The organism is Neisseria zoodegmatis, assembly GCF_900187305.1.
Classification (GTDB): domain Bacteria; phylum Pseudomonadota; class Gammaproteobacteria; order Burkholderiales; family Neisseriaceae; genus Neisseria; species Neisseria zoodegmatis.
The window spans coordinates 237,484-260,825 of the sequence record NZ_LT906434.1 but is presented as its reverse complement, the minus strand read 5'-3'; the positions used below and the strand labels follow the sequence as shown (position 1 = coordinate 260,825).

At 48.8% G+C, this 23,342-nt stretch carries 24 protein-coding genes and 1 pseudogene; 24 read left to right on the top strand and 1 reads right to left on the bottom strand.

Translation table 11 applies throughout. From position 1 onward, the window contains the following. Complete coding sequence (bioH, locus tag CKV66_RS01285) at positions 1-759, bottom strand: pimeloyl-ACP methyl ester esterase BioH (RefSeq protein WP_085364305.1); 759 nt, start codon at positions 757-759, stop codon at positions 1-3. On the opposite strand from bioH, the gene CKV66_RS01280 reads away from it, so the two are divergent. From CKV66_RS01280 to CKV66_RS01165, 24 genes and pseudogenes are all read left to right on the top strand, one after another. Next, on the top strand, positions 758-1,483 hold the full coding sequence (locus CKV66_RS01280; protein ID WP_085364304.1) for a ComF family protein: 726 nt from the start codon (positions 758-760) through the stop codon (positions 1,481-1,483). The genes bioH and CKV66_RS01280 overlap by 2 nt on opposite strands. A 64-nt stretch (positions 1,484-1,547) precedes the next feature. After that, positions 1,548-2,012 (top strand): tRNA (uridine(34)/cytosine(34)/5-carboxymethylaminomethyluridine(34)-2'-O)-methyltransferase TrmL, encoded by a 465-nt coding sequence (trmL, locus tag CKV66_RS01275; protein WP_085364303.1) that lies wholly within the window; start codon positions 1,548-1,550, stop codon positions 2,010-2,012. A gap of 63 nt (positions 2,013-2,075) precedes the next feature. Continuing rightward, on the top strand, positions 2,076-2,795 hold the full coding sequence (locus CKV66_RS01270; RefSeq protein ID WP_085364321.1) for a septal ring lytic transglycosylase RlpA family protein: 720 nt from the start codon (positions 2,076-2,078) through the stop codon (positions 2,793-2,795). A gap of 299 nt (positions 2,796-3,094) precedes the next feature. Beyond that, positions 3,095-3,679 (top strand): Holliday junction branch migration protein RuvA, encoded by a 585-nt coding sequence (gene ruvA / locus CKV66_RS01265; RefSeq protein WP_085364302.1) that lies wholly within the window; start codon positions 3,095-3,097, stop codon positions 3,677-3,679. A 19-nt stretch (positions 3,680-3,698) separates the two neighbouring features. Further along, the gene (locus tag CKV66_RS01260; protein ID WP_085364301.1) at positions 3,699-4,217 is read left to right on the top strand and encodes a hypothetical protein; all 519 of its coding nucleotides are present in this window, start codon (positions 3,699-3,701) and stop codon (positions 4,215-4,217) included. 63 nt (positions 4,218-4,280) lie between these two features. Further along, positions 4,281-6,131, top strand: a complete 1,851-nt coding sequence (locus tag CKV66_RS01255; RefSeq protein ID WP_085364320.1) for an ABC transporter ATP-binding protein — start codon at positions 4,281-4,283, stop codon at positions 6,129-6,131. Between the two features lie 656 nt (positions 6,132-6,787). Continuing rightward, a complete protein-coding gene (locus tag CKV66_RS01250) occupies positions 6,788-7,156 on the top strand; it encodes an NADH-quinone oxidoreductase subunit A (RefSeq protein WP_085364300.1) in 369 nt (122 codons plus the stop codon). Further along, complete coding sequence (locus tag CKV66_RS01245; RefSeq protein ID WP_009115715.1) at positions 7,147-7,626, top strand: NuoB/complex I 20 kDa subunit family protein; 480 nt, start codon at positions 7,147-7,149, stop codon at positions 7,624-7,626. Before CKV66_RS01250 ends, CKV66_RS01245 begins: the two co-directional genes overlap by 10 nt. Positions 7,627-7,635: 9 nt before the next feature. Then, the gene (locus tag CKV66_RS01240; RefSeq protein ID WP_085364299.1) at positions 7,636-8,223 is read left to right on the top strand and encodes an NADH-quinone oxidoreductase subunit C; all 588 of its coding nucleotides are present in this window, start codon (positions 7,636-7,638) and stop codon (positions 8,221-8,223) included. Beyond that, the gene (gene nuoD, locus CKV66_RS01235; protein ID WP_085364298.1) at positions 8,216-9,472 is read left to right on the top strand and encodes an NADH dehydrogenase (quinone) subunit D; all 1,257 of its coding nucleotides are present in this window, start codon (positions 8,216-8,218) and stop codon (positions 9,470-9,472) included. The genes CKV66_RS01240 and nuoD overlap by 8 nt, the downstream gene beginning before the upstream one ends. After that, positions 9,472-9,945, top strand: coding sequence for an NADH-quinone oxidoreductase subunit NuoE (nuoE, locus tag CKV66_RS01230; protein WP_085364297.1), 474 nt, complete (start codon positions 9,472-9,474; stop codon positions 9,943-9,945). The genes nuoD and nuoE overlap by 1 nt, the downstream gene beginning before the upstream one ends. 159 nt (positions 9,946-10,104) lie before the next feature. Next, the gene (locus tag CKV66_RS01225) at positions 10,105-10,455 is read left to right on the top strand and encodes an ester cyclase (protein WP_231990503.1); all 351 of its coding nucleotides are present in this window, start codon (positions 10,105-10,107) and stop codon (positions 10,453-10,455) included. A 48-nt stretch (positions 10,456-10,503) separates the two neighbouring features. Further along, positions 10,504-10,646, top strand: a pseudogene (locus CKV66_RS01220) (NADH-quinone oxidoreductase subunit NuoE); the annotation flags it as partial. A gap of 40 nt (positions 10,647-10,686) precedes the next feature. Then, on the top strand, positions 10,687-11,082 hold the full coding sequence (locus CKV66_RS01215; RefSeq protein ID WP_085364296.1) for a GFA family protein: 396 nt from the start codon (positions 10,687-10,689) through the stop codon (positions 11,080-11,082). Between the two features lie 297 nt (positions 11,083-11,379). Beyond that, a complete protein-coding gene (nuoF, locus tag CKV66_RS01210) occupies positions 11,380-12,675 on the top strand; it encodes an NADH-quinone oxidoreductase subunit NuoF (protein WP_009119547.1) in 1,296 nt (431 codons plus the stop codon). Positions 12,676-12,854: 179 nt separating this feature from the next. Continuing rightward, positions 12,855-13,385, top strand: coding sequence for a DUF411 domain-containing protein (locus CKV66_RS01205; RefSeq protein ID WP_009115723.1), 531 nt, complete (start codon positions 12,855-12,857; stop codon positions 13,383-13,385). A 322-nt stretch (positions 13,386-13,707) separates the two neighbouring features. Then, positions 13,708-15,966: an NADH-quinone oxidoreductase subunit NuoG gene (gene nuoG, locus CKV66_RS01200; protein WP_085364295.1), complete on the top strand. Its 2,259-nt coding sequence runs from the start codon at positions 13,708-13,710 to the stop codon at positions 15,964-15,966. A 2-nt stretch (positions 15,967-15,968) separates the two neighbouring features. Beyond that, the gene (gene nuoH, locus CKV66_RS01195; protein ID WP_085358673.1) at positions 15,969-17,018 is read left to right on the top strand and encodes an NADH-quinone oxidoreductase subunit NuoH; all 1,050 of its coding nucleotides are present in this window, start codon (positions 15,969-15,971) and stop codon (positions 17,016-17,018) included. 166 nt (positions 17,019-17,184) lie between these two features. Further along, positions 17,185-17,982, top strand: a complete 798-nt coding sequence (locus CKV66_RS01190; protein ID WP_085356624.1) for a cation transporter — start codon at positions 17,185-17,187, stop codon at positions 17,980-17,982. A 160-nt stretch (positions 17,983-18,142) separates the two neighbouring features. Further along, positions 18,143-18,622: an NADH-quinone oxidoreductase subunit NuoI gene (nuoI, locus tag CKV66_RS01185; RefSeq protein ID WP_009115726.1), complete on the top strand. Its 480-nt coding sequence runs from the start codon at positions 18,143-18,145 to the stop codon at positions 18,620-18,622. A 12-nt stretch (positions 18,623-18,634) separates the two neighbouring features. Next, complete coding sequence (locus tag CKV66_RS01180; protein WP_085364294.1) at positions 18,635-19,294, top strand: NADH-quinone oxidoreductase subunit J; 660 nt, start codon at positions 18,635-18,637, stop codon at positions 19,292-19,294. Beyond that, the gene (gene nuoK, locus CKV66_RS01175) at positions 19,291-19,596 is read left to right on the top strand and encodes an NADH-quinone oxidoreductase subunit NuoK (protein ID WP_009115728.1); all 306 of its coding nucleotides are present in this window, start codon (positions 19,291-19,293) and stop codon (positions 19,594-19,596) included. Before CKV66_RS01180 ends, nuoK begins: the two co-directional genes overlap by 4 nt. Before the next feature lie 18 nt (positions 19,597-19,614). Then, complete coding sequence (gene nuoL / locus CKV66_RS01170; RefSeq protein ID WP_085364293.1) at positions 19,615-21,633, top strand: NADH-quinone oxidoreductase subunit L; 2,019 nt, start codon at positions 19,615-19,617, stop codon at positions 21,631-21,633. Between the two features lie 183 nt (positions 21,634-21,816). Then, complete coding sequence (locus tag CKV66_RS01165) at positions 21,817-23,337, top strand: NADH-quinone oxidoreductase subunit M (protein WP_085364292.1); 1,521 nt, start codon at positions 21,817-21,819, stop codon at positions 23,335-23,337. The last annotated feature ends 5 nt before the right edge of the window (positions 23,338-23,342 follow it).

Sequence of the window (23,342 nt, the reverse complement as noted above, 5' to 3'; positions counted from 1 at the left end):
TTATGTTGAAACGGATTCAGGCCGTTCCACAAAGTCTGTCAGTATTTGGGCAAATTCAGCCGCCTGTGTGAGAAAAGGAGCATGGGCGGCTTTTTCTATGATGTGCAGCCGGCTTTGCGGCAGATGGCGGTGCAGATATTCGCCCATACGCGGCGGGGTAATGGAATCTTTGGCACCGAAAATCAGCAGCGAAGGCACATTGATGTGCGGAAGAAAAGCGCGTGCATCGGCTTCGGCCACCGCGTCCAGCGCCGCTTGCAGAGCCGAAGGTGCGCCGTGTTTCACAATATCGGGCAACACTTTTTCCAATACCGAGTGCTGGTCTTTGGCATATAAAAATTGCAACTGAAGAAACTGTTTCATATATTTGTGATAATCTTGCTCAAACAGTTCGATCATTTTTGCCAGCGCGGGATTTTTCAAACCTTCGGGATAATCCGGCGCGGCCTGAAAGCGGGCAAAGCTTGCCGTTAAACACAAGGCGCGCACTTTTTCGGGATGGCGGGCGGCCATATACAGCGACACCAGCCCGCCGAGCGACCAGCCGAGCAGGTAGGCCGGTTCGGTGATGTGTGCGGCGAAGGCGTCGGCGGCGGCGGCCACGTCGAACCCGCCGTGAAAAGGCGCGTCGCCGTGGCCGGGCAGATTGAGGGCTTGGATATCCCATTCGTTCGGCAGGCGCGGAATCAGGTCGTCGAAAACATGACGGTTTGCCGCCCAGCCGTGTATCAGATAAACTTTCTTGGGTGTATGTTGCATGGATATTCTTTCATGGTGGCGTAATCGGCGGCAGCGTGCCGGACGTTGCGTATTATGCCATGCTTGCGCCGTTTCAGACGGCCTGTGCGCAGGTTGTGCGTCTGATTTGGCGCAATGCCGCACCGATTCCGCCAATACCTGCCCTTCCTGCACGCAAACCAGCGTGGGCGCGGCGTTATGCGGGCAATGCCAGCAGAAACCGCCGCCTTTTGAAAAATTGTGGACGTCGGTTTATTACGAACCGCCCGTCAGCGCGATGATTCATGCGTTCAAACATCAAGCCGATTTGAGTATGCAACGCCCCTTGTCGGCGCTGATGCTCGACCACGCCCCGCCGTGGTTGGAGGAAGCTGAAATCGACACGGTGCTGGCTATGCCTTTGAGCAAAGAAAGACGGCTGTTTCGCGGTTTCAACCAAACCGACGGATTGGCCGAAGCCGTCGGCAGGCATTACTCTTTGCCGGTGTTATCCCGCCATGTTGTTTTCAGACGGCCTCATGCGCCGCAAAGTACGCTGAAGCGTGATGAACGCAAGAAGAACGTAAAAAATGCGTTTGTAATAAATAATGAAAATAATCAACAGGTTAAGAATCGTAAGATCCTGCTTGTCGATGATGTGGTTACAACAGGCGCAACTTTTGAAGCATTGGCCGCAACCTTAAGAAGGGCGGGGGCTTCAGCCGTTTTTTGCTGGGCGCTCGCCCGTCCGCAAATGAAAAAATAGTGCAAAAATTTTGACGCACCCGCCCGATTAGGGCATAGTGCCGAACCTTAACTGATTGATTTATATGTTTACTGTTGTTTTATACCAGCCTGAAATCCCGCCCAATACGGGCAATATCATCCGCTTGTGCGCCAATACCGGCGCCGACCTTCATCTGGTGAAGCCGCTCGGTTTTCCGTTGGACTCAAGCAAAATGAAAAGGGCAGGGCTGGATTATCACGAATTCGCCAAAATTACCGTACACGAAAATTTTGAGGATTGTGTTAAAGCGCTGTCGGGAAGGCGTATTTTTGCGCTGACCACCAAAGGCAGCACCCGCCCGGATGCGGCAGCATTCCAACCGGGCGACGTTTTTTTGTTCGGCCCCGAAACCCGGGGCTTGCCGGCCGACATACTCAACAGTTTGCCGGAAGAGCAGAAACTCCGTTTGCCGATGTTGCCGGGCAGCAGAAGCATGAATCTTTCCAATACCGTAGCCGTGATGCTGTTTGAAGCGTGGCGGCAAAACGGTTACGAAGACGGCGCATAACAGCCCAACACCCGCTTGGCAGGCCGTCTGAAAACATCATTAACTCGAGAATTGGAATTTGTTTTGACCCAAGCCAAACGAAACTTCTTTACCGGAACCGTAGCCGCCCTCGTATTAGGGCTTGCCGCGCCTTCCGTTGTACAAGCCGATGCCGTTGTTAAAGCGGAAAAACTCAATAAGTCCGCCAATATGAGCTACAAAGTAGCCGGCAAACGCTACCATCCGTTAAAGAAAGTATCCTCGTTCAGCCAAACCGGCAGCGCCTCTTGGTATGGCGGCCAATTTCACGGACGTAAAACTTCCAGCGGCGAGCGTTACAACATGAACGCCATGACCGCCGCCCACAAAACCCTGCCTATTCCCAGCTATGCCCGCGTTACCAACCTCAGTAACGGCAAAAGCGTAGTGGTACGCATCAACGACCGCGGCCCGTTTCACGGCAGCCGTGTAGTAGACGTATCGAAAGCCGCCGCTCAAAAATTAGGCTTTATTCACAAAGGCACCGCCAAAGTGCGTGTCGAGCAAATCGTGCCGGGGCGCGGTGCTTCGGAAAACTTTGCCCGACAAGAAGCCAAAAACATTTATGTCAACCTGAAAAGTTTCAACAGCAAAGCCGCCGCCCAAGATTATGTGAAGCGCAGCGGCAACCACTTGAAATCAGCCGACATGAGCGAAAAAGTTTCTATGGTTAAACAAGGTCGCAATTATGTGGTACGCATGGGGCCGTTCCAGCGCCAAGACCATGCCGATACTGCCAAAGACAGATTGCTGACTTCGCTTTAATCAGTGCTTTTTTCAGACGGCCTGCATCATGCAGGCCGTTTTGTTTGCTCGGTGTATAATGCTGGGGCGTGTCGTCAGAAAGCGTTGCGGCGGTATTTTTGGTCAAAATCCACATCTGCTGCGTTAAAAATGCGCGCAAGATGTCCAATCTTGCTGTGCTTTTTGCCTTGTACCTGCGGATTTTGCCTCAAAATACTGTTTCACAAGCCTTCTGACGACACGCCCTAGGCCGTCTGAAAACCTTTTCAGACGGCCTCAAGAATTGTAAGCCCCATTCTTAATACTCAACGGAAGCAACCATGATCAGCAGACTCACCGGCAAACTCATCGAAAAAACACCTCCGCAAATCGTGATTGATGTCGGCGGGGTGGGGTACGAAGTCGATGTATCGATGCAGACTTTTTATCTGCTGCCGCCGCTTGGCGAGAGCGTGCAGCTTTATACCCAGCTTGTGGTGCGCGAAGATGCGCATTTGCTGTTCGGATTTGCCTCGGCCGCCGAACGCGCCACGTTCCGCCAATTGGTAAAGGTGAGCGGTATCGGGGCCAAAACCGCATTGGGTATTTTGTCGGCCATGACTTCGGACGAATTGGCGCAGGCCGTGGCGCAGGAAGATGTGAAACGGCTTTCTTCCGCGCCCGGCATCGGCAAAAAAACCGCCGAACGCATGGTGCTGGAGCTGCGCGGCAAGCTGGTGTCGGAACAAACCGCCGCCGGCCTGTTCGCCCCCGCCGCCGCGCCGGACGAAACCGACGATATGGTCAGCACGCTTTTGGCCTTGGGCTACAACGAGCGCGAAGCCAAAGTTGCGGTAAAAGGCATTCCGGCGGGAACCGATGTGAGCGAAGGCGTGCGTTTGGCTTTGAAGAATTTGTTGAAATAATGATGGCCAAAATAAAAATATGTCTTATATCGAATATGCTTCGGAACACGACCCCTTAAATAACCGCCGCCTTGCCCGCAGCCGTTTTGCTGCATATTGTCTGCCTTCGGCTTTAGTTGCATTGCTGTTGCATTGGTTTATCCCGTGGTTTCTCGGTGTGTTCAATTCGGTCGGCTCCACTCAAACCCACTTGGGAAAGGCGGGCGTGGCCTTTGCTTTTTTCACCGGTTGCCTAATTTATCATCAAAACAAGCAGTTGGATAAACGTTGCAACGATGCAGGCCGTGGTTGGTCAATCGGCAGAATGGTGTATCTGTCGGGCATTGTGGTGGCTGTAGCTGCGGCGTTCATTCCCTTCTTGATGCCGTTTGTGCTGCTGGTTATGTCGGCACAGTTTGTCTATGGGCTGGTTTTGCCGGCAGATTCTCAACCCAACTTAAGCGGCTATCCCAACAAGCCTGCCGATATGCTTGTGCTGCTTGCGGCAGGCGGCGCTTTGTGGGCTTATGCGTTTATACTGCTTTGGCTTTTGCGTTAATGTAAAGAAATGAATCTTTCAGACGGCCATTTTTCTACGGCATGTCTTAAATGGATGAAATGGATGATTAAGCGTTTTTTTGACTGGTTCGAATCCCGTATCGACCCCTATCCCGATACGTTGCCGAAAACACCTGAAAAAGGTTTGTGGCGTTTTTTGTGGAGCAGCATGGAAGGCATGCGCGGTTGGATTGTGGTGTTGGCGTTGATGACGGTCGGCATCGGCATTATGGAAGCCTTGCTGTTTCAGTTTATGGGCAAAGTGGTCGACTGGCTGGGCCAATATACGCCGCAAACCTTGTGGGCGGAAAAGGGCTGGGCTTTGTCGGGCATGGCGGTGTTGATGGCGTTTGCCGTGCTGTGGCATTTCATTGCATCAAACGTGCGCCTGCAAACGCTGCAAGGCGTGTTTCCGATGCGGTTGCGTTGGAATTTCCACCGCTTGATGCTGGGGCAGAGCCTCGGTTTTTATCAGGACGAATTTGCCGGGCGGGTTTCGGCCAAAGTGATGCAAACGGCGCTGGCGGTACGCGATACGGTGATGACGCTGGCTGATATGGTGGTGTATGTGCTGGTGTATTTCATCAGCTCGGGCGTGATTCTGGCAGCGTTTGACGGCTGGCTGCTGCTGCCGTTCGTGTGCTGGATTATCGCGTTTGGCACAGTGATGCGCGTGTTGATTCCCAAGCTGGCGCAAACGGCAAAGCGGCAGGCGGATGCGCGTTCGCTGATGACCGGCCGCATTACCGATGCTTATTCCAACATTACGACGGTCAAGCTGTTTTCTCACGGTGCGCGCGAGGCGGGCTATGCCAAGCAATCCATGCAGGAATTTATGGTAACGGTGCATGCGCAAATGCGTTTGGCCACCACTTTATATACTTGTAATTTTATTGTGAATACGTCGCTCACCTTGTCTACCGCCGCATTGGGTATTTGGTTGTGGCATCACGGGCAGGTCGGCGTCGGGGCGATTGCCACCGCCACGGCTATGGCTTTGCGCGTGAACGGTTTGTCGCAATACATCATGTGGGAATCCGCCCGCCTGTTTGAAAACATCGGCACGGTGAGCGACGGCATGGGTACGCTTTCCAAGCCGCATACGATTGTTGACAAGCCCAATGCCCTGCCACTGAAAGTGGCGCACGGCGACATCCGTTTCGAGCATGTCGATTTTTCTTACGAAGCAGGCAAACCCTTACTCAACGGCTTTAACCTGCACATCAAACCCGGCGAAAAAGTCGGCTTGATCGGGCGTTCCGGTGCCGGCAAGTCCACCATCGTGAATTTGCTGCTCAGATTTTATGAAGCGCAAAGCGGCAGTATTACCATCGACGGTCAAAACGTTACCGACATCACCCAAGAAAGCCTGCGCGCCCAAATCGGCTTGGTTACCCAAGATACCAGCCTGCTCCACCGCTCCGTGCGCGACAACATCATCTACGGCCGCCCCGATGCCACCGAAGAAGAAATGATGCAGGCCGCCCGCCGTGCCGAAGCCGCCGATTTCATTCCCAACCTTTCCGATGCCAAAGGCCGCAAAGGATACGATGCCCATGTGGGCGAACGCGGGGTCAAACTTTCAGGCGGCCAGCGCCAGCGTATCGCCATCGCCCGCGTGATGCTGAAAGATGCGCCGATTCTGCTGCTCGACGAAGCCACCAGCGCGCTGGATTCCGAAGTGGAAGCGGCGATTCAGGAAAGCTTGGATAAAATGATGGAAAACAAAACCGTGATCGCCATTGCCCACCGTTTATCCACCATTGCCGCCATGGACAGGCTGATTGTGCTCGACAAAGGCCGTATCGTCGAAGAGGGCAGCCATGCCGAACTGCTGGAGAAAAACGGTTTGTATGCCAAACTGTGGGCGCACCAAAGCGGCGGGTTTCTCAATCAAGATCAGGTGCATGGTTGATTAACCCAATGCTTTTGCCACATGGCAGGGTTGTTCTCACAGGCGAAGCCGATAACCGGCAGAACCGGAAGCAAAACCGGTCTTGCCAAGGTTTCAACGTATAAGCTTTCTTGTCTTAACTAAAAAAGCAGAGGCCGTCTGAAAACATTCAGACGGCCTCTGCCTTATTTTACGGACAAGTGAATCATTTCCTGTGCTTGGAAAGGCTGACATGTTATTTGTCTCATGACACCGGAAGCCGTTGTTGGATTTTAGTATTTATAGTCAATCAACCATTTTTCATACAGGGCCGCAAGCCGAAAACAATGCGAGTATTACGACATGGCGCTGCAATGCCGTAGTAAAAGTTAAGTTGATGGACGAAATACGTTGATTAGAAACTCAGGCTTTCAAGCTTTTAATCAAATAACATCATTTTTTAATATATCAAATTTATTGAAAATAACTTTTTCATACAAAAAATCAAATTCATACAAAATAAAGCATACGGTTATTGATTAAATATTAATTAATGATAATCGTTATCGAAAATTCATTGAAATTATTAGCTTTTTTCGTCATTTTTTTAACGCTTCAACTTTTAAAGGTTTTTGAAATTAGATACAATCGGAAAGTATTTACCAGCATTTTATGTAAACAAATTTAGGTGTAAACCCATGTTGGCAAACTATTTACCTGTATTGATATTCATCATCATCGGCTTAATAGCCGGTGTCGTGTTTCTGACTTTGGGCAATGTGCTCGGCCCGAAACGCCATTATGCCGAAAAAGACACGCCTTTCGAGTGCGGTTTCGAGGCTTTTGAAAACGCGCGTATGAAATTCGACGTGCGCTACTACTTGGTGGCGATTCTGTTTATCTTGTTTGATTTGGAAGTGGCATTCATGATTCCGTGGGCCGTGGTGTTTAAAGACCTGATGGTTTCCCACGGGCAGTTTGCCTTCTGGTCGATGTTTGTGTTCATTGTGGTGCTCACGGTGGGCTTTATCTACGAATGGAAAAAAGGTGCGCTGGAATGGGAATAGAAGGCGTTTTGAATAAAGGCTTCGTAACCGCCAGCGCGGATACGGTGTTGAATTATGTGCGCACAGGCTCGTTGTGGCCGGTAACTTTCGGCTTGGCATGCTGTGCGGTAGAAATGATGCAGGCAGGTGCGTCGCGTTACGACCTCGACCGTTTCGGTATTATTTTCCGCCCGTCTCCGCGCCAGTCCGACCTGATGATTGTGGCCGGAACATTGTGCAACAAAATGGCGCCCGCTTTACGCCGCGTATACGATCAAATGGCCGAGCCGCGCTGGGTGTTGTCGATGGGATCGTGCGCCAACGGCGGCGGCTACTACCACTATTCTTATTCAGTAGTCCGCGGTTGCGACCGCATCGTGCCGGTAGACGTATATGTGCCCGGCTGTCCGCCGACTGCCGAAGCCTTGATTTACGGCCTGATTCAGCTGCAAGGCAAAATCAAACGCACTTACACCATTGCCCGTAACTAGGAGAACAAGATGCACGTAAACGATTTGTATCCGGTTGTCCAAAACGTGTTGCGCGATAAAGCAAGCAAAGTCATCTTGGCTTTAGATGAAATTACCGTTGAATGCCAACCCGAGCACTACCTGAATATCATGACCACGCTGCGTGATCATGCCGACCTGCACTTCGAATCGTTGGTAGATTTATGCGGTGTCGATTACAGCACCTATAAAAACGAACCGTGGGAAGGCAAGCGCTTTGCCGTAGTCAGCCAGTTGGTGTCAATAAAAAACAACCAGCGCATCCGCGTGCGCGTGTGGGCGGCAGATGACGATTTTCCTGTTGTCGATTCCGTTACCGATATTTACAACAGCGCCGATTGGTACGAACGCGAAGCCTTCGACCTGTTCGGTATTCTGTTCAACAACCACCCCGATTTGCGCCGCATTCTCACCGACTACGGTTTTGTCGGCCATCCTTTCCGCAAAGATTTCCCGATTTCCGGCTATGTAGAAATGCGCTACGACGAAGCCGAAAAACGCGTGATTTACCAACCCGTAACCATCGAGCCGCGCGAAATTACCCCGCGCATCGTCCGCGAGGAGAACTACGGTGGCTAATAAATTAAGAAACTACACCATCAACTTCGGCCCGCAGCACCCCGCCGCGCACGGCGTATTGCGTATGATTTTGGAGCTGGAAGGCGAAACCATCGTCCGTGCCGACCCCCATATCGGCCTTTTACACCGCGGTACCGAAAAACTGGCCGAAACCCGCACCTACCTGCAAGCCCTGCCTTATATGGACCGCTTGGACTATGTTTCCATGATGGTCAACGAGCAGGCGTATTGTTTGGCAGTAGAAAAACTGACCGGTGTTGAAGTGCCTATCCGCGCCCAATACATCCGTGTGATGTTTGCCGAAGTTACCCGCATTTTGAACCACTTGATGGGTATAGGTTCGCACGCTCTCGATATCGGTGCCATGACCGTGTTCCTGTACGCTTTTCGCGAGCGCGAAGAGTTGATGGACTTGTACGAAGCCGTATCCGGTGCGCGCATGCACGCGGCCTACTTCCGTCCCGGCGGCGTGTATCGTGATTTGCCCGACTTCATGCCTAAGTATGAATCCAGCAAATTCCGCAATGCCAAAGTGTTGGAGAAGTTGAACGAATCGCGCGAAGGCACGATGCTCGACTTTATCGAAGCCTTTACAGAGCGTTTCCCTTCTTGCGTAGATGAATACGAAAACCTGCTCACCGACAACCGTATTTGGAAACAGCGTACCGTCGGTATCGGCGTGGTGTCTCCCGAGCGCGCATTGCAAAAAGGCTTTACCGGCGTAATGCTGCGCGGTTCCGGCATTGAATGGGACATCCGCAAAAAAGCACCATACGACGCCTATGCCAATGTGGACTTTGATATTCCGGTGGGTGTAAACGGCGACTGCTACGACCGCTATCTGTGCCGTATCAACGAAATGCGCGAATCCAACCGTATTATCAAACAGTGCGTGCAATGGCTCAAAGCCAACCCCGGCCCCGTGATTGTCGATAACCACAAAGTCGCGCCGCCCAAACGCACCGAAATGAAAATGGGTATGGAAGACTTGATTCACCACTTCAAACTGTTTACCGAAGGCATGCACGTGCCCGAAGGCGAAACCTATGCCGCAGTCGAGCACCCCAAAGGCGAGTTTGGCATTTATATGATTTCAGACGGCGCCAACAAACCTTACCGCCTGAAAATCCGTGCCCCCGGCTTTGCCCACCTGCAAGGCATGGACGAAATGGCACGCGGCCACATGTTGGCCGACGTGGTAGCCATCATCGGTACGCAAGACATCGTATTCGGAGAGGTAGACCGATAATGTTATCCGCAGAATCTTTAAAACTGATAGATGTTGAATTGGCGAAATACCCCGCCGACCAACGCCGTTCCGCCATCATGGGTGCATTACGCATTGCCCAAGAAGAAAAACGCTGGCTCACGCCCGAAACCATAGAGTTTGTGGCCGATTATGTCGGCATCGCACCGGCAGCCGCTTACGAAGTTGCCACTTTCTACAATATGTACGACCTTGCCCCCGTAGGCAAATACAAACTTACCGTCTGCACCAACCTGCCTTGCGCCCTGCGCGGCGGTGTGAATGCGGCCGAATACCTGAAACAGAAACTCGGCATCGGCTTTGGCGAAACCACTTCAGACGGCCTTTATACCTTAATGGAAGGCGAGTGCATGGGCGCATGTGGCGATGCCCCCGTGATGCTGGTAAACAACCACAAAATGTGCAGCTTTATGACTGAAGAAGCGATTGAAGCGAAATTGGCGGAGTTGAAATAAAAGCCAGCCTGAAAGGTAGAAGATTGAGGTTGGTTTGAAAACCCGGTAACACCGCAAAGACCGTCTGTAAAAAAGTGGGTCAATTAAGTTGTTAAGCAGGTTATGAACTCAAAAGAATTGGTGAAATATTTTTATGAGCAGATTTTTTCGAGAAATCTGATGGATGAAATCGAAAATTATGTTGATGAAAAATGTAATTTGAGAGTGGGAACAGAAATATTTCCAATAGGCTTAGATGGTATGAAAAAGCACATTTCAGATGTGCGGGAAACGTATCCTGATTTTACAATCCAAGTTATTAACCAATTCTCAGAAAAAGAGTATGTAATTTCAGAAATTATTGCAATGGGAACCCATAAAGGCGTGTTTTTGGGAATACAGCCGACAAACAGGAAATTGACTTTTACTGGAATTGATGTCGATAAAGTTGAGAATGGTAAGATTGTAGAGCACAGTGGGGCAATTAATACTTTTGAAACTTTTATTCAAGAAAATATTATAAAGATTTGAATAAATAGGATAGTAAGCCGTAGGTCGGATCCAAGAATGCGACCCACAAAACTCGGCATCGGCTGCGATGAAATCACTTCAGATGGCCTCTACACCTTAGTGGAAGGCGAGTACATGGTAAACACAACCATAAAATGTTCAGCTTTATGACCGAAGAAGCCATTGAGAAAAAATTGGCGGAATTGCAGTAAGGGCTACCTGAAAGGCCGTCTGAAAAGAAAGGAAGCAGAAATGAAAGCAAAATGCCTGTGCGGTACCGTATCGCTGAAAGTCGAAGCTGAGCGCAAGCTGCATGCCTGCCATTGCGGAAAATGCCGTACTTGGGGTAGTGGGGCAAGTTTTACCTTGACGGCCAAAAAACCTGAAATCAGTGGCAGCGAACATATAGGCCGCTACCGCTCGTCCGAATGGGCGCAACGCTGTTTCTGCAAACAATGCGGCACGCACCTGTTTGTTCAGGTGGGCGACGATTATTACATCAATGCGGGATTATTTGCCGATAACGCCGATTTTGAGCTGGAAAGCCAAATTTTTATCGACTGCAAAGCACCGTATTACGATTTGGCCAACGATACGCCGAAACTGACCGAGCATGAGTTTTTAGCCATGATTGGCGCGGAGAAATAACGGGCAGCAAGCCGTAGGTCGGATTCTTGAATCCGATATTAGCAAGGTTTTAACTCGGACAAACTGTCGGATTCAAGAATCCGACCTACAAAACATTGAAGGCATTTGAATCCGATACGGCGAAGCATTTTAAACACTTTAAAAAATCCCTTTTCAGACGGCCTCAACAAGGCTACCTGAAAAGCCGTCTGAAAACCCTTCAGACAGGCATGTAAAAAATATCAGCGCATAACCGCATCAGGCGGTTGGGCGGCAAAACAAAAGATTGAAGAAGATTAACCGATTAGGGCTAAGCAAATGGCTATTTTCCAATCAGGCGTGATTTTTGAAAACGTCGATACCCGCAATCCCGACTGTTGGCACTTGGAAGCATACCAAGCGCGCGGCGGCTACCAAGCGCTGCGTAAAATCCTGACTGAAAACATGTCGCAAGACGACGTGATTGCCGAAGTTAAAACTTCGGGCTTGCGCGGGCGCGGCGGTGCGGGCTTCCCCACCGGTTTGAAATGGAGCTTTATGCCCCGTTCCTTTCCCGGTGCGAAATACGTCGTCTGCAACACCGACGAAGGCGAACCCGGCACATTCAAAGACCGCGACATCATCAACTTCAACCCCCATGCGTTGATCGAGGGCATGATCATTGCCGGATACGCAATGGGCGCGGAAGCAGGCTACAACTATATCCACGGCGAAATCTTCGAAGGTTACCAGCGTTTTGAAGAAGCCCTGGCCGAAGCCCGCCAAGCCGGTTTCTTGGGTAAAAACATCATGGGAACGGATTTCAGCTTCGAGCTGTTTGCCGCCCACGGTTACGGCGCATATATCTGCGGCGAAGAAACCGCCTTGCTGGAATCGCTCGAAGGCAAAAAAGGCCAACCGCGCTTCAAACCGCCGTTCCCCGCTTCATACGGCCTGTACGGAAAACCCACCACCATCAACAACACCGAAACTTTTGCTTCGGTGCCGTTCATTATCCGTGACGGCGGACAAACCTTTGCCGACAAAGGCATCGAAAACGCAGGCGGCACCAAACTGTTTTCCATTTCCGGCCACGTTGAACGCCCCGGCAACTACGAAGTGCCGTTAGGTACGCCGTTTGCCAAACTGCTGGAAATGGCCGGCGGCATGAAAGACGGCAAAAAACTCAAAGCCGTGATCCCCGGCGGTTCGTCTGCGCCCGTATTGCCCGGCGAAGTAATGATGACCTTGAACATGGATTACGATTCCATCGCCAAAGCAGGTTCCATGCTCGGTTCGGGCGCGATTATCGTGATGGACGAAGACGTGTGCATGGTCAAAGCCCTCGAACGCTTGAGCTACTTCTACCACGAAGAATCCTGCGGCCAATGCACTCCCTGCCGCGAGGGTACCGGCTGGTTATACCGCGTGGTGCACCGCATTGCCGAAGGCAAAGGCCGCCCCGAAGATTTGGACTTGCTCGATTCGGTCGGCAACAATATGGCCGGCCGCACCATCTGCGCCTTGGCCGATGCCGCCGTATTCCCCGTGCGCAGCTTTACCAAGCATTTCCGCCATGAATTTGAACACTATATCGAGCATGGCAAACCGGCTAAAGAGCATAAGTGGTGTTAGTAAAAGCCGGCTGGTTGGAAAGTAGTGCCTTTTCAATAATAAGGTTGGTTTTTTTTCATTGATTGATTCAGTTTGGTTTTTATAAAACTTCAATGTGAAAATGTTGGTTGATTATAGTCAAAATATTTCTCTCGAATTGGTCTAATTGGCTGCTTAAATTTTAATTTGAGGATGAGATTGTGAAAAAAATAAAATTCTTTTCTAAGCAAACAGCTTGGGTTTTTACTGTATCTGTTGCTGTTTCAGCAGTGGTATTTGGCTTGGTGTCCGAGTCTAATCATCGGCAACAAATGGATTACGCAGATTTGGCGGATAAGGATTTGCTTTCACATCAACATAAAGTGGAGGTGTGGAAGGATCCCAATTGCGGTTGTTGTACTGAATGGGTTAAGCATATGGAGGATAACGGCTTCCAAGTGGTTGTACACAATACTGGTAATCGTGAAGCGAGAGATGAGTTAGGGATGCCGCAAAAATATGGGGCGTGCCATACAGCCAAAGTAGATGGTTATGTTATAGAAGGACATACACCTGCAACGGATATTCGCCGTTTGCTCAAAGAAAAACCAGAGGCTTTGGGTTTGGCAACACCTGGTATGCCGTTGGGTTCTCCTGGTATGGATGGAGAAATGTATCAAAATCGGAAGCATCCTTATGATGTGTTATTGGTCGCTAAAAACGGGAGTAATCAAATTTATCAATCTTACTAATATGTAAGAGAAGGTTGGGTTATTAATTCCAGTAAGAGTAGGTTGGGTTGTAAAACCCAACACAAATATCAGGCCGTCTGAAACATTGGGTTTAAAACCCAATCTACTTACATGATTGATTCCCTTTCAATCAGGCAGAATTTGCCTTGAAGCTTTAAAAAACTAATTAATGAAGTCGGAATTGAAAAACAGGCTACCTGAAACACAGTCAAAAATAAAATGCCTGTCTGAAAACTTGGTAAACGTATACAACAAATAAAAAAACAGTATTTCAGACGGCCTCATTTAAATTTTTAATAAAACCGTAACTAGGAAACACACCATGTTACAAATTGAAATCGACGGTAAACAGATTGCAGTCAAGCAGGGTGCGACCGTAATGGAAGCGGCGCACGAGCTGGGCACTTATATCCCGCATTTCTGCTACCACAAAAAATTATCCATTGCCGCCAACTGCCGCATGTGCTTGGTGGAGGTGGAAAAAGCCCCCAAACCCCTGCCTGCCTGTGCCACGCCGGTAACAGACGGCATGGTGGTGCATACCCATTCCGCCAAGGCCAAGCAGGCTCAGGAAGGCGTGATGGAATTTCTGCTCATCAACCACCCGCTGGATTGCCCGATTTGCGACCAGGGCGGTGAGTGTCAGTTGCAGGATTTGGCCGTGGGTTACGGTAAATCGTCGAGCCGTTATCAAGAAGAAAAACGCTCGGTTGTGCCCAAAGATATGGGGCCGTTGGTGTCGGCGGAAGAAATGAGCCGCTGTATCCACTGCACCCGCTGTGTGCGCTTTACCGAAGAGATTGCCGGTTTGCAGGAAATCGCTATGGCCAATCGCGGTGAGTTTTCCGAAATCATGCCGTTTATCGGCAAAGCGGTGGAAACCGAATTGTCCGGCAACGTAATTGATTTGTGTCCGGTGGGTGCCTTAACCAGCAAACCGTTCCGCTACGATGCCCGCTCTTGGGAATTGAGCCGCCGCAAAACCATTTCCGCGCATGATGCTTTGGGCAGCAACTTAATCGTGCAAACCAAAGACCACACCGTGCGCCGCGTGTTGCCGTTGGAAAACGAAGCCGTGAACGAATGCTGGATTTCCGACCGCGACCGCTTCGCCTACGAAGGCCTGTATCACGAAAGCCGTCTGAAAACCCCGAAAATCAAACACGGCGGCCAATGGCATGAAGTGGATTGGCAAACCGCGCTCGAATATGTGCGTAAAACCTTAGATTGCATTCAAAAAGAAGACGGCCAAGATGCGGTAGGTATTTGGGCCAACCCGATGAATACCGTTGAAGAGCTGTATCTGGCCAAAAAACTTTCAGACGGCCTCAATATCAAGCATTTCGACACACGCCTGATGCAGCAAGACAGCCGCCTTGCGGGCAGCTTGAAAGGTGCGCAATGGCTGGGCCAAAGCATTGAAAGTTTGGGCAATGCCGATGCCGTGCTGGTTGTAGGCGCGAATCTGCGCAAAGAACAACCGCTGCTGACAGCCCGTTTGCGCCGTGCCGCCAAGTCTTATATGGCTTTGAGCATCATGGCGAGCAGCAAAGAAGAATTGCACATGCCTCTGTTGGCACAGGAAGCCGTACATCCGAACGAATGGGCAGGCCGTCTGAAAAACATGGCGCAAGACCTTGAAAACGCTGTTTCAGGTAGCCTGAAAAATGCCGAAAAAGCGGCAATCGTGTTGGGTGCCGAAGTGCAAAACCACCCCGATTATGCGGCGGTTTATGCTGCCGCTCAGGAATTGGCCGATGCCACCGGTGCGGTTTTGGGTGTTCTGCCGCAAGCCGCCAACAGCGTGGGTGCGGATGTGTTGGGTGTGAACCGCGGCAACAGCATTCAAGAAATGTTGGCGCAACCGAAAAAAGCCGTATTGCTGTTGAATGTAGAGCCTGAAATTGATGTGGCAAACGGCGGTAAAGCAGTGGCTGCATTGAAGCAAGCCCAAAGTGTGATGGCGTTTACTCCGTTTGAAAGCGAAACTCTGCGCGAAGTGTGCGATGTGATGTTGCCTATTGCACCGTTTACCGAAACTTCAGGTAGCTTTATCAGCATGGAAGGCCGTCTGCAATCGTTCCACGGTGTGGTAAAAGGCTTTGCTGATTCGCGTCCGTTGTGGAAAGTTTTGCGTGTGCTGGGCAATGTGTTCGAGCTGGAAGGCTTCGAATACGACAGCAGCGAGCAAGTGTTGAGAGAAGCGGTAAACAAAGAAAGCCTGCCTGAAAAACTCAACAACCGCAGCACTTGGCAAGGCGAAGCCGTTCAGACGGCCTCCGGTTTGGTGCGCGTAGGCGGTGTGGGCATCTACCATACCGATGCGATTGTGCGCCGCTCCGCTCCATTGCAAGCGACTTCACATGCACAAGTGCCAGCCGCCCGTGTTCATCCGAACACCTTGGCTGCTTTGGGTTTGCAAGACGGCGAGGCCGTGCAGGCAGGGCAGGGCGGCGCTGCGGTTGGTGTGCGTGTAAGCGCCGATGCGGGCTTGCCTGAAAATGTTGTGTATCTGCCGCTGCATTCTGAAAATGCTGCGTCGGGTGCGTTGATGAACACTATCGAACTGACGCGGGGTTAATCATGCAGGAATGGTTCCAAGCCTTGTTGGGTAATGAGATCGGCTTAATCGTTTCGATTGTGCTGAAAATCGTGATTATCTTGATCCCGTTGATTTTGACGGTGGCGTATCTTACCTACTTCGAGCGTAAGGTAATCGGCTATATGCAGCTGCGCGTCGGCCCGAACGTAACCGGCCCGTTTGGTTTGATTCAGCCGTTTGCCGACGTGTTGAAGTTGCTGTTTAAAGAAGTTACCCGCCCCAAACTGTCGAATAAAGCGTTGTTTTATATCGGCCCGATGATGTCGCTGATGCCTGCGTTTGCAGCTTGGGCGGTGATTCCGTTTTCTGATGAATGGCTGCTGACCAATGTGGATGCGGGTTTGCTGTATATTCTGATGATTACCTCTTTATCGGTGTATGGTGTGATTATTGCGGGTTGGGCTTCCAACTCCAAATATTCATTCTTAGGTGCCATGCGTTCTTCAGCCCAAACCATTTCTTACGAAATTGCCATGGGTGCGGCATTGGTATGTGTGGTAATGGTTTCGGGTAGCATGAATTTCAAAGAAATTGTTGCCAGCCAAGCCCAAGGCATTGCCGGCGGTTCGATTTTCTCTTGGAACTGGTTTGCTTTGTTCCCCGTATTCATCGTGTATCTGATTTCCGCCGTAGCCGAAACCAACCGTGCACCGTTCGACGTTGCCGAAGGCGAGTCGGAAATCGTGGCCGGTTTCCATGTGGAGTATTCGGGCTTTGCATTTGCCCTGTTCTTCCTTGCCGAATATATTTTCATGATTCTGATCGGTGCGCTTACCGCTATCATGTTCTTAGGCGGTTGGCTGTCTCCGTTCCCGCAAAGCTGGGGTATTATCGGTACGCCGAGCGCATTTTGGATGTTCTTGAAAATGGCCTTTATCCTTTACGGCTATTTGTGGATTCGTGCCACTTTCCCGCGCTACCGTTACGACCAAATTATGCGTTTGGGCTGGAAAGTGCTGATTCCGGTAACTTTTGTGTGCATCGTATTGCTCGGCTTGTGGATGATTTCGCCCCTAAGCCTATGGTCGTAGTTGATGAGATTACATTGAAATTTGAAAGCTTACCGTTAATCGTATGTAATAAGTATCTTGAGACAAGAGAGTGTGTTTTTTTCTATTGAAAAAGATTGCAAAATAACAAAGCTGAAGGTGCTTTTGTGTATTGATAGATTAGTTATTTATCATGTGGAGAGGAAATATGGTTTTACAAAAAACTGTTTTTCGTATCGCACAAATGGATTGTTCTTGTGAAGAGCAGTTAATTCGCATGAAATTAGATGATGTGGTTGAAGTTAAAAAACTTCAGTTTAATTTATCAAATAAAACTTTAACGGTGTACCATGAAGATGGTGGTAAATCTGTTTTAGAACATCTACAAACATTGGGTTGGGACATTCAATGTATTGAGCACACGCGGGTTGATTCAGTAGAGATTCCTGTTGAGCAACAACAGAAAAAGTTGTTGTATGTGGTGTTAGTCATTAATTTTGTGTTCTTTCTGATTGAAAGTATTGCAGGGTGGTGGTCACACTCAGTAGGTTTGATAGCAGATAGTTTGGACATGTTGGCAGACAGCTTAGTTTATTTTATGGCTTTATTGGCTGTGGGTAAAAGTACGATTTATAAGAAAAATATTGCGTATTGGGCTGGGTGGTTTCAGATAACTTTAGCTGTAATGGGTCTTATAGAAGTGTTAAAACGATTTTGGGATTTTGAGATGTTACCTGATTTTAAAATGATGATGTGGGTGTCATGTTTGGCTTTAATGGCTAACGTAGTGTGTTTGTATTTATTGCGCCAAAATGGTAGTCAAGAAGAACATATGCAGGCTAGTATGATTTTTACTTCTAATGATGTATTGGTAAATTTGGGAGTGATTGTGGCAGGTGCTTTGGTATTATGGTGGCAATCACCCTATCCAGATTTGATTGTTGGTGTCATTGTATTTGCATGGGTAATTTTAGGTGCAATTAGAATATTGAAATTGGCACGATGAATAGAACGAAGCATTTGACGGCAGTCGGTTGAATTTTTATGCAGAAAAATTTTTGAAGAAATATTATGGAAGTGATTTGTTTAATAAACAGTTTTTTATTAACCAAGATAAATTTTTAATTAAAAGAAAGCTATCCGCAACAATAGGGTAGGGTGTAATTATGGCAAATTTAGTCAAAACCTTCCTGCTAGGCGAATTGGTAAAAGGCATGGGTGTTACGCTCAAAAACTTTTTCGCCCGCAAAGAAACCATTATGTTCCCCGAAGAAAAAACGCCGCAATCCGTGCGTTTCCGCGGCCTGCATGCCCAGCGTCGCTATCCGAACGGGGAAGAGCGCTGCATTGCCTGCAAACTGTGCGAAGCGGTTTGCCCGGCAATGGCGATTAATATCGAATCGGAGCAACGCGAAGACGGCAGCCGCCGTACCACCCGTTACGATATCGATTTGACCAAGTGCATTTTTTGCGGCTTTTGCGAAGAAGCCTGCCCGACCGATGCCATTGTGGAAACCCATATTCTCGAATACCACGGTGAGAAGCGCGGTGATTTGCACTACACCAAACCCATGCTGCTGGCGATTGGCGACAAATACGAAGCCGAAATCGCCAAACGCAAAGCTGCCGATGCACCCTACCGCTAAAGGAACAGAACCATGACTTTTTCTCTGATTATGTTCTACATATTGGCGGCCATTATCCTATTTGGTGCGGTAAAAACCGTTACCGCCAAAAACCCGGTGCACGCTTCTTTGTATTTGGTGCTTACTTTCTGTATGTCGGCAATGATGTGGATGCTGATGCAGGCCGAATTTTTGGGCATTACCTTAGTAGTGGTATATGTTGGCGCAGTAATGGTGCTGTTCCTGTTTGTGGTGATGATGTTGAACATCGACATCGAAGAAATGCGTGCCGGTTTCTGGCGTAATGCTCCGGTGGCTTTCACAGTAGGTGTGCTGATGGCCGTTGCGTTAATTATGATTTTGATTGCACCTGATACCAATTTGGCCGCATTCGGCTCCATGAAAGATATTCCCGCCGATTACAGCAACGTGCGCGATTTGGGCAGCCAAATTTACACCACTTATTTGCTGCCGTTCGAATTGGCTGCGGTGCTGTTGGTGCTGGGCATGGTGGCAGCGATTGCGTTGGTACACCGCAAAACGGTTAACCCCAAATATATTAATCCTGCCGATCAAGTGAAAGTGAATGCCAAAGAAGGTCGTATGCGTATGGTAAAAATGGAAGCTGTGGTACAGCAACCGTCACAACCTGAAAGCGATTCAGACGGCCAAGCAGAGGAGGGCAAAGCATGATTACGATTACGCATTATTTGGTGCTGGCCGCTCTGTTGTTCGGTATTAGCGCGATGGGCATTTTTATGAACCGCAAAAACGTGTTGGTATTGTTGATGTCGATCGAGTTGATGCTGTTGGCAGTGAATTTTAACTTTATCGCATTTTCACAATACCTTGGCGATACCGCGGGGCAGATTTTCGTGTTCTTCGTGCTAACTGTTGCAGCAGCCGAGTCTGCCATCGGTTTGGCGATTATGGTATTGGTATTCCGTAACCGCAACACGATTAATGTAGCGGATTTGAACAGTTTGAAGGGTTAATCGGGAGAAATAAGAAAAATGAACGATATGAGCTTATATCTGGCGATTGCTCTGATTCCTTTGGTCGGATCGTTGTTGGCCGGTTTGTTTGGTAATCAAATCGGCCGTAAAGGAGCACACACTGTCACTATCCTCGGCGTTGCAGTATCAGCAGTATTGTCCGGCTATGTATTGTGGGGTTTTATTAATGGAACCCGTGCAAAGTTTGACGAAAATGTTTACACATGGTTAACCATGGGAGGCATTGACTTCTCTGTAGGCTTTTTAGTCGACACACTGACTGCCATGATGATGGTGGTGGTAACATCGGTATCGTTAATGGTGCATATCTATACCATCGGTTATATGCACGATGAGAAAACAGGTTACCAACGCTTTTTCAGCTATATTTCTTTGTTTACTTTCAGTATGTTGATGCTGGTAATGAGTAATAACTTCATCCAGCTGTTCTTCGGTTGGGAAGCTGTGGGCTTGGTGTCGTATTTACTGATCGGTTTTTACTTCAAACGTGAAAGCGCAATTTTTGCCAACTTGAAAGCCTTTCTGGTAAACCGTGTCGGTGACTTCGGTTTTATTCTCGGCATCGGCTTGGTATTGGCCTATTTCGGTGGCAGTCTGCGCTATGCTGATGTATTTGCCTATCTGCCTAATGTGGTAGGTATGCAGATTTTCGGTTGGGACTTGATTACCGTAACCTGTCTGTTGTTGTTTGTCGGTGCAATGGGTAAGTCTGCCCAGTTCCCGCTGCATGTGTGGCTGCCCGATTCAATGGAAGGTCCTACGCCGATTTCTGCATTGATTCACGCGGCAACAATGGTAACTGCCGGCTTGTTTATGGTATCGCGCATGTCGCCGATTTATGAATTGTCCACAACCGCACTTTCTGTGATTATGGTAATTGGTGCAATTACTGCGCTGTTTATGGGCTTTCTTGGCACAATTCAAAACGATATTAAGCGCGTGGTGGCTTATTCTACTCTGTCGCAGTTAGGCTATATGACTGTGGCTTTGGGTGTGTCAGCTTATTCGATTGCGATGTTCCATGTAATGACGCACGCTTTCTTTAAAGCTCTGTTGTTCTTGGCTGCCGGTAGTGCCATTATCGGTATGCACCATGACCAAGATATGCGTCATATGGGCAATCTGAAAAAATACATGCCGATTACTTGGATTACCATGCTTATCGGTAATCTCTCTCTGATTGGTACTCCTCTGTTTTCCGGTTTCTATTCTAAAGATTCGATTATTGAGGCTGTACATTTCAGTGACTTGCCGGGTAGTGGTTTCGCTTATTTTGCTGTTTTGGCCAGCGTGTTTGTTACTGCATTTTATGCGTTCCGCCAATATTTCATGGTGTTCCATGGCAAAGAAAAATGGCGTGAAATCCATCACGATCACCATTCAGACGGCCACGATGAAGAACATCATCACGGCTTAGGTAAGAACGATAATCCGCATGAAAGCCCTTGGGTAGTTACTTTGCCTCTGATTTTGTTGGCTATTCCGTCGGTGGTCATCGGTTATATCGCTATCGAACCTATGCTCTACGGCGATTTCTTTAAAGATGTGATTTATGTGAACCATGAAGCGCATCCGGTAATGGCGCAAATGAAAGAAGCCTTCCATGGTCCGTTGGCAATGGTTTCACACAGCTTGCATACGCCTGTGCTTTATCTCGCGATTGCCGGTGTTGTTGCAGCTTACGTTTTATACGTTAAAGCGCCTCACTTACCTGCAAAAATCGCGGCTGCTTTCAGCCCTGTTTATAAACTGCTTGATAACAAATACTATTTGGATACGATTTATTTCAATGTATTTGCCAAAGGTAGCCGTGCATTAGGCACTTTCTTCTGGAAAGCCATCGATACCGCCATTATTGATAATGGTTTGGTGAACGGTTCTGCCAAACTGGTTGGCGCTATTGCCGCTCAAGTCCGCAAAATGCAAACCGGTTTCATCTACACATATGCAGCCTTTATGGTGACAGGTGTGCTGGTATTGGTGGTAGCGTTTTTCTGGGGGTTATGGTTTAAATAAGGCCGTCTGAAAAGCTTGCTTACAGAGCAACCAAACGCTTTCTATGTGAAAGCGAGAAGAATTGAACAAACGAAAGAGTGCTAAATCAGTTTTCAGATGCTTTGATGTTCTTTTCAGGTCGTTTTGAAAACTGATTTACCCGATAACAACAATTTTTATTTTGATAAACCACAGGCTATGACTATGTTTTTCAACAACCTACTCAGCTTGGCAATATGGGTACCGATTGTCGCCGGCGTACTGGTGCTTGCTACGGGTTCGGACAACCGTGCGCCGCTGGCTCGTGTGCTTGCATTGATCGGTTCGCTGGCCGGATTCTTGGTAACACTGCCTTTGTTTGCAAGGTTTGACCGTTTGAACGGCGGTTACCAGTTCCAAGAATTCCACCAATGGATTCCTGCGCTCAACATTAATTATGCTTTGGGTGTAGATGGCATTTCGGTGCTGTTTATTATCCTGAATGCTTTTATTACCCTGATGGTGGTGTTGGCAGGCTGGGAAGTTATCCAAAAGCGTGCTGCGCAATATATGGCTGCATTCTTAATTATGTCTGGCCTGATTAATGGTGCGTTTGCTGCTCAAGATGCCATTCTGTTTTATGTGTTCTTCGAAGGCATGCTGATTCCGCTTTACCTGATTATCGGTATGTGGGGTGGCCCGCGCCGCGTATATGCTTCTGTGAAGCTGTTTCTCTATACATTGATGGGTTCGCTGCTGATGTTGGTTGCTTTGGTTTATCTTTCTTACCAAACAGGTGGCAGTTTCTCTATCGTGGACTTCCAAAACCTGAAGCAGATTCCGCTGGGCGTGCAGCAGTTACTTTTCATTGCGTTTTTCCTTTCATTTGCAGTCAAAGTACCGATGTGGCCTGTGCACACTTGGTTGCCTGATGCCCACGTTGAAGCGCCGACCGGTGGTTCGATGGTACTTGCAGCCATTACTTTGAAAGTTGGTGCGTACGGTTTCTTGCGTTTTATTCTGCCGATCTTGCCTGATGCTTCGCGCTACTTTGCACCGGCGATAGTGGTGTTGAGCCTGATTGCAGTGATTTATATCGGTATGGTGGCTTTGGTACAAACCGATATGAAAAAATTGGTTGCTTATTCTTCAATCAGCCATATGGGTTTTGTAACGCTCGGTTTATTTGCATTTGCCGGTGTTTTTAGTGGCGCAGAGTATGGCCAGTTGAACGACTGGGCGCTGAAAGGTGCGATTATCCAAATGATTTCCCACGGTTTCGTATCTGCTGCCATGTTTATGTGTATCGGTGTAATGTATGACCGCCTGCACAGCCGCAATATTGCCGATTACGGTGGCGTGGTGAATGTAATGCCTAAGTTTGCAGCATTTATGATGCTGTTTGGCATGGCTAATGCCGGGTTGCCTGCGACTTCAGGTTTCGTGGGTGAATTCATGGTGATCATGGGGGCAGTCGAAGTTAACCTTTGGATTGGTGCCTTGGCCGCGATTACGCTGATTTATGGCGCTTCTTATACTTTGTGGATGTATAAACGTGTCATTTTCGGTGAGATCAAAAACCCTGAAGTACAAAAAATGCAAGACGTAAATTGCCGTGAATTTGTGATTTTGGCCGTACTGGCGTTTGCGGTTTTGGGTATGGGTCTGTGGCCGGAACCGTTTATTGCGGTCATCCATCAGGCTGCGAATGATTTGATTGTACAAGTGGCGCAAAGCAAAATTTGAGGTGT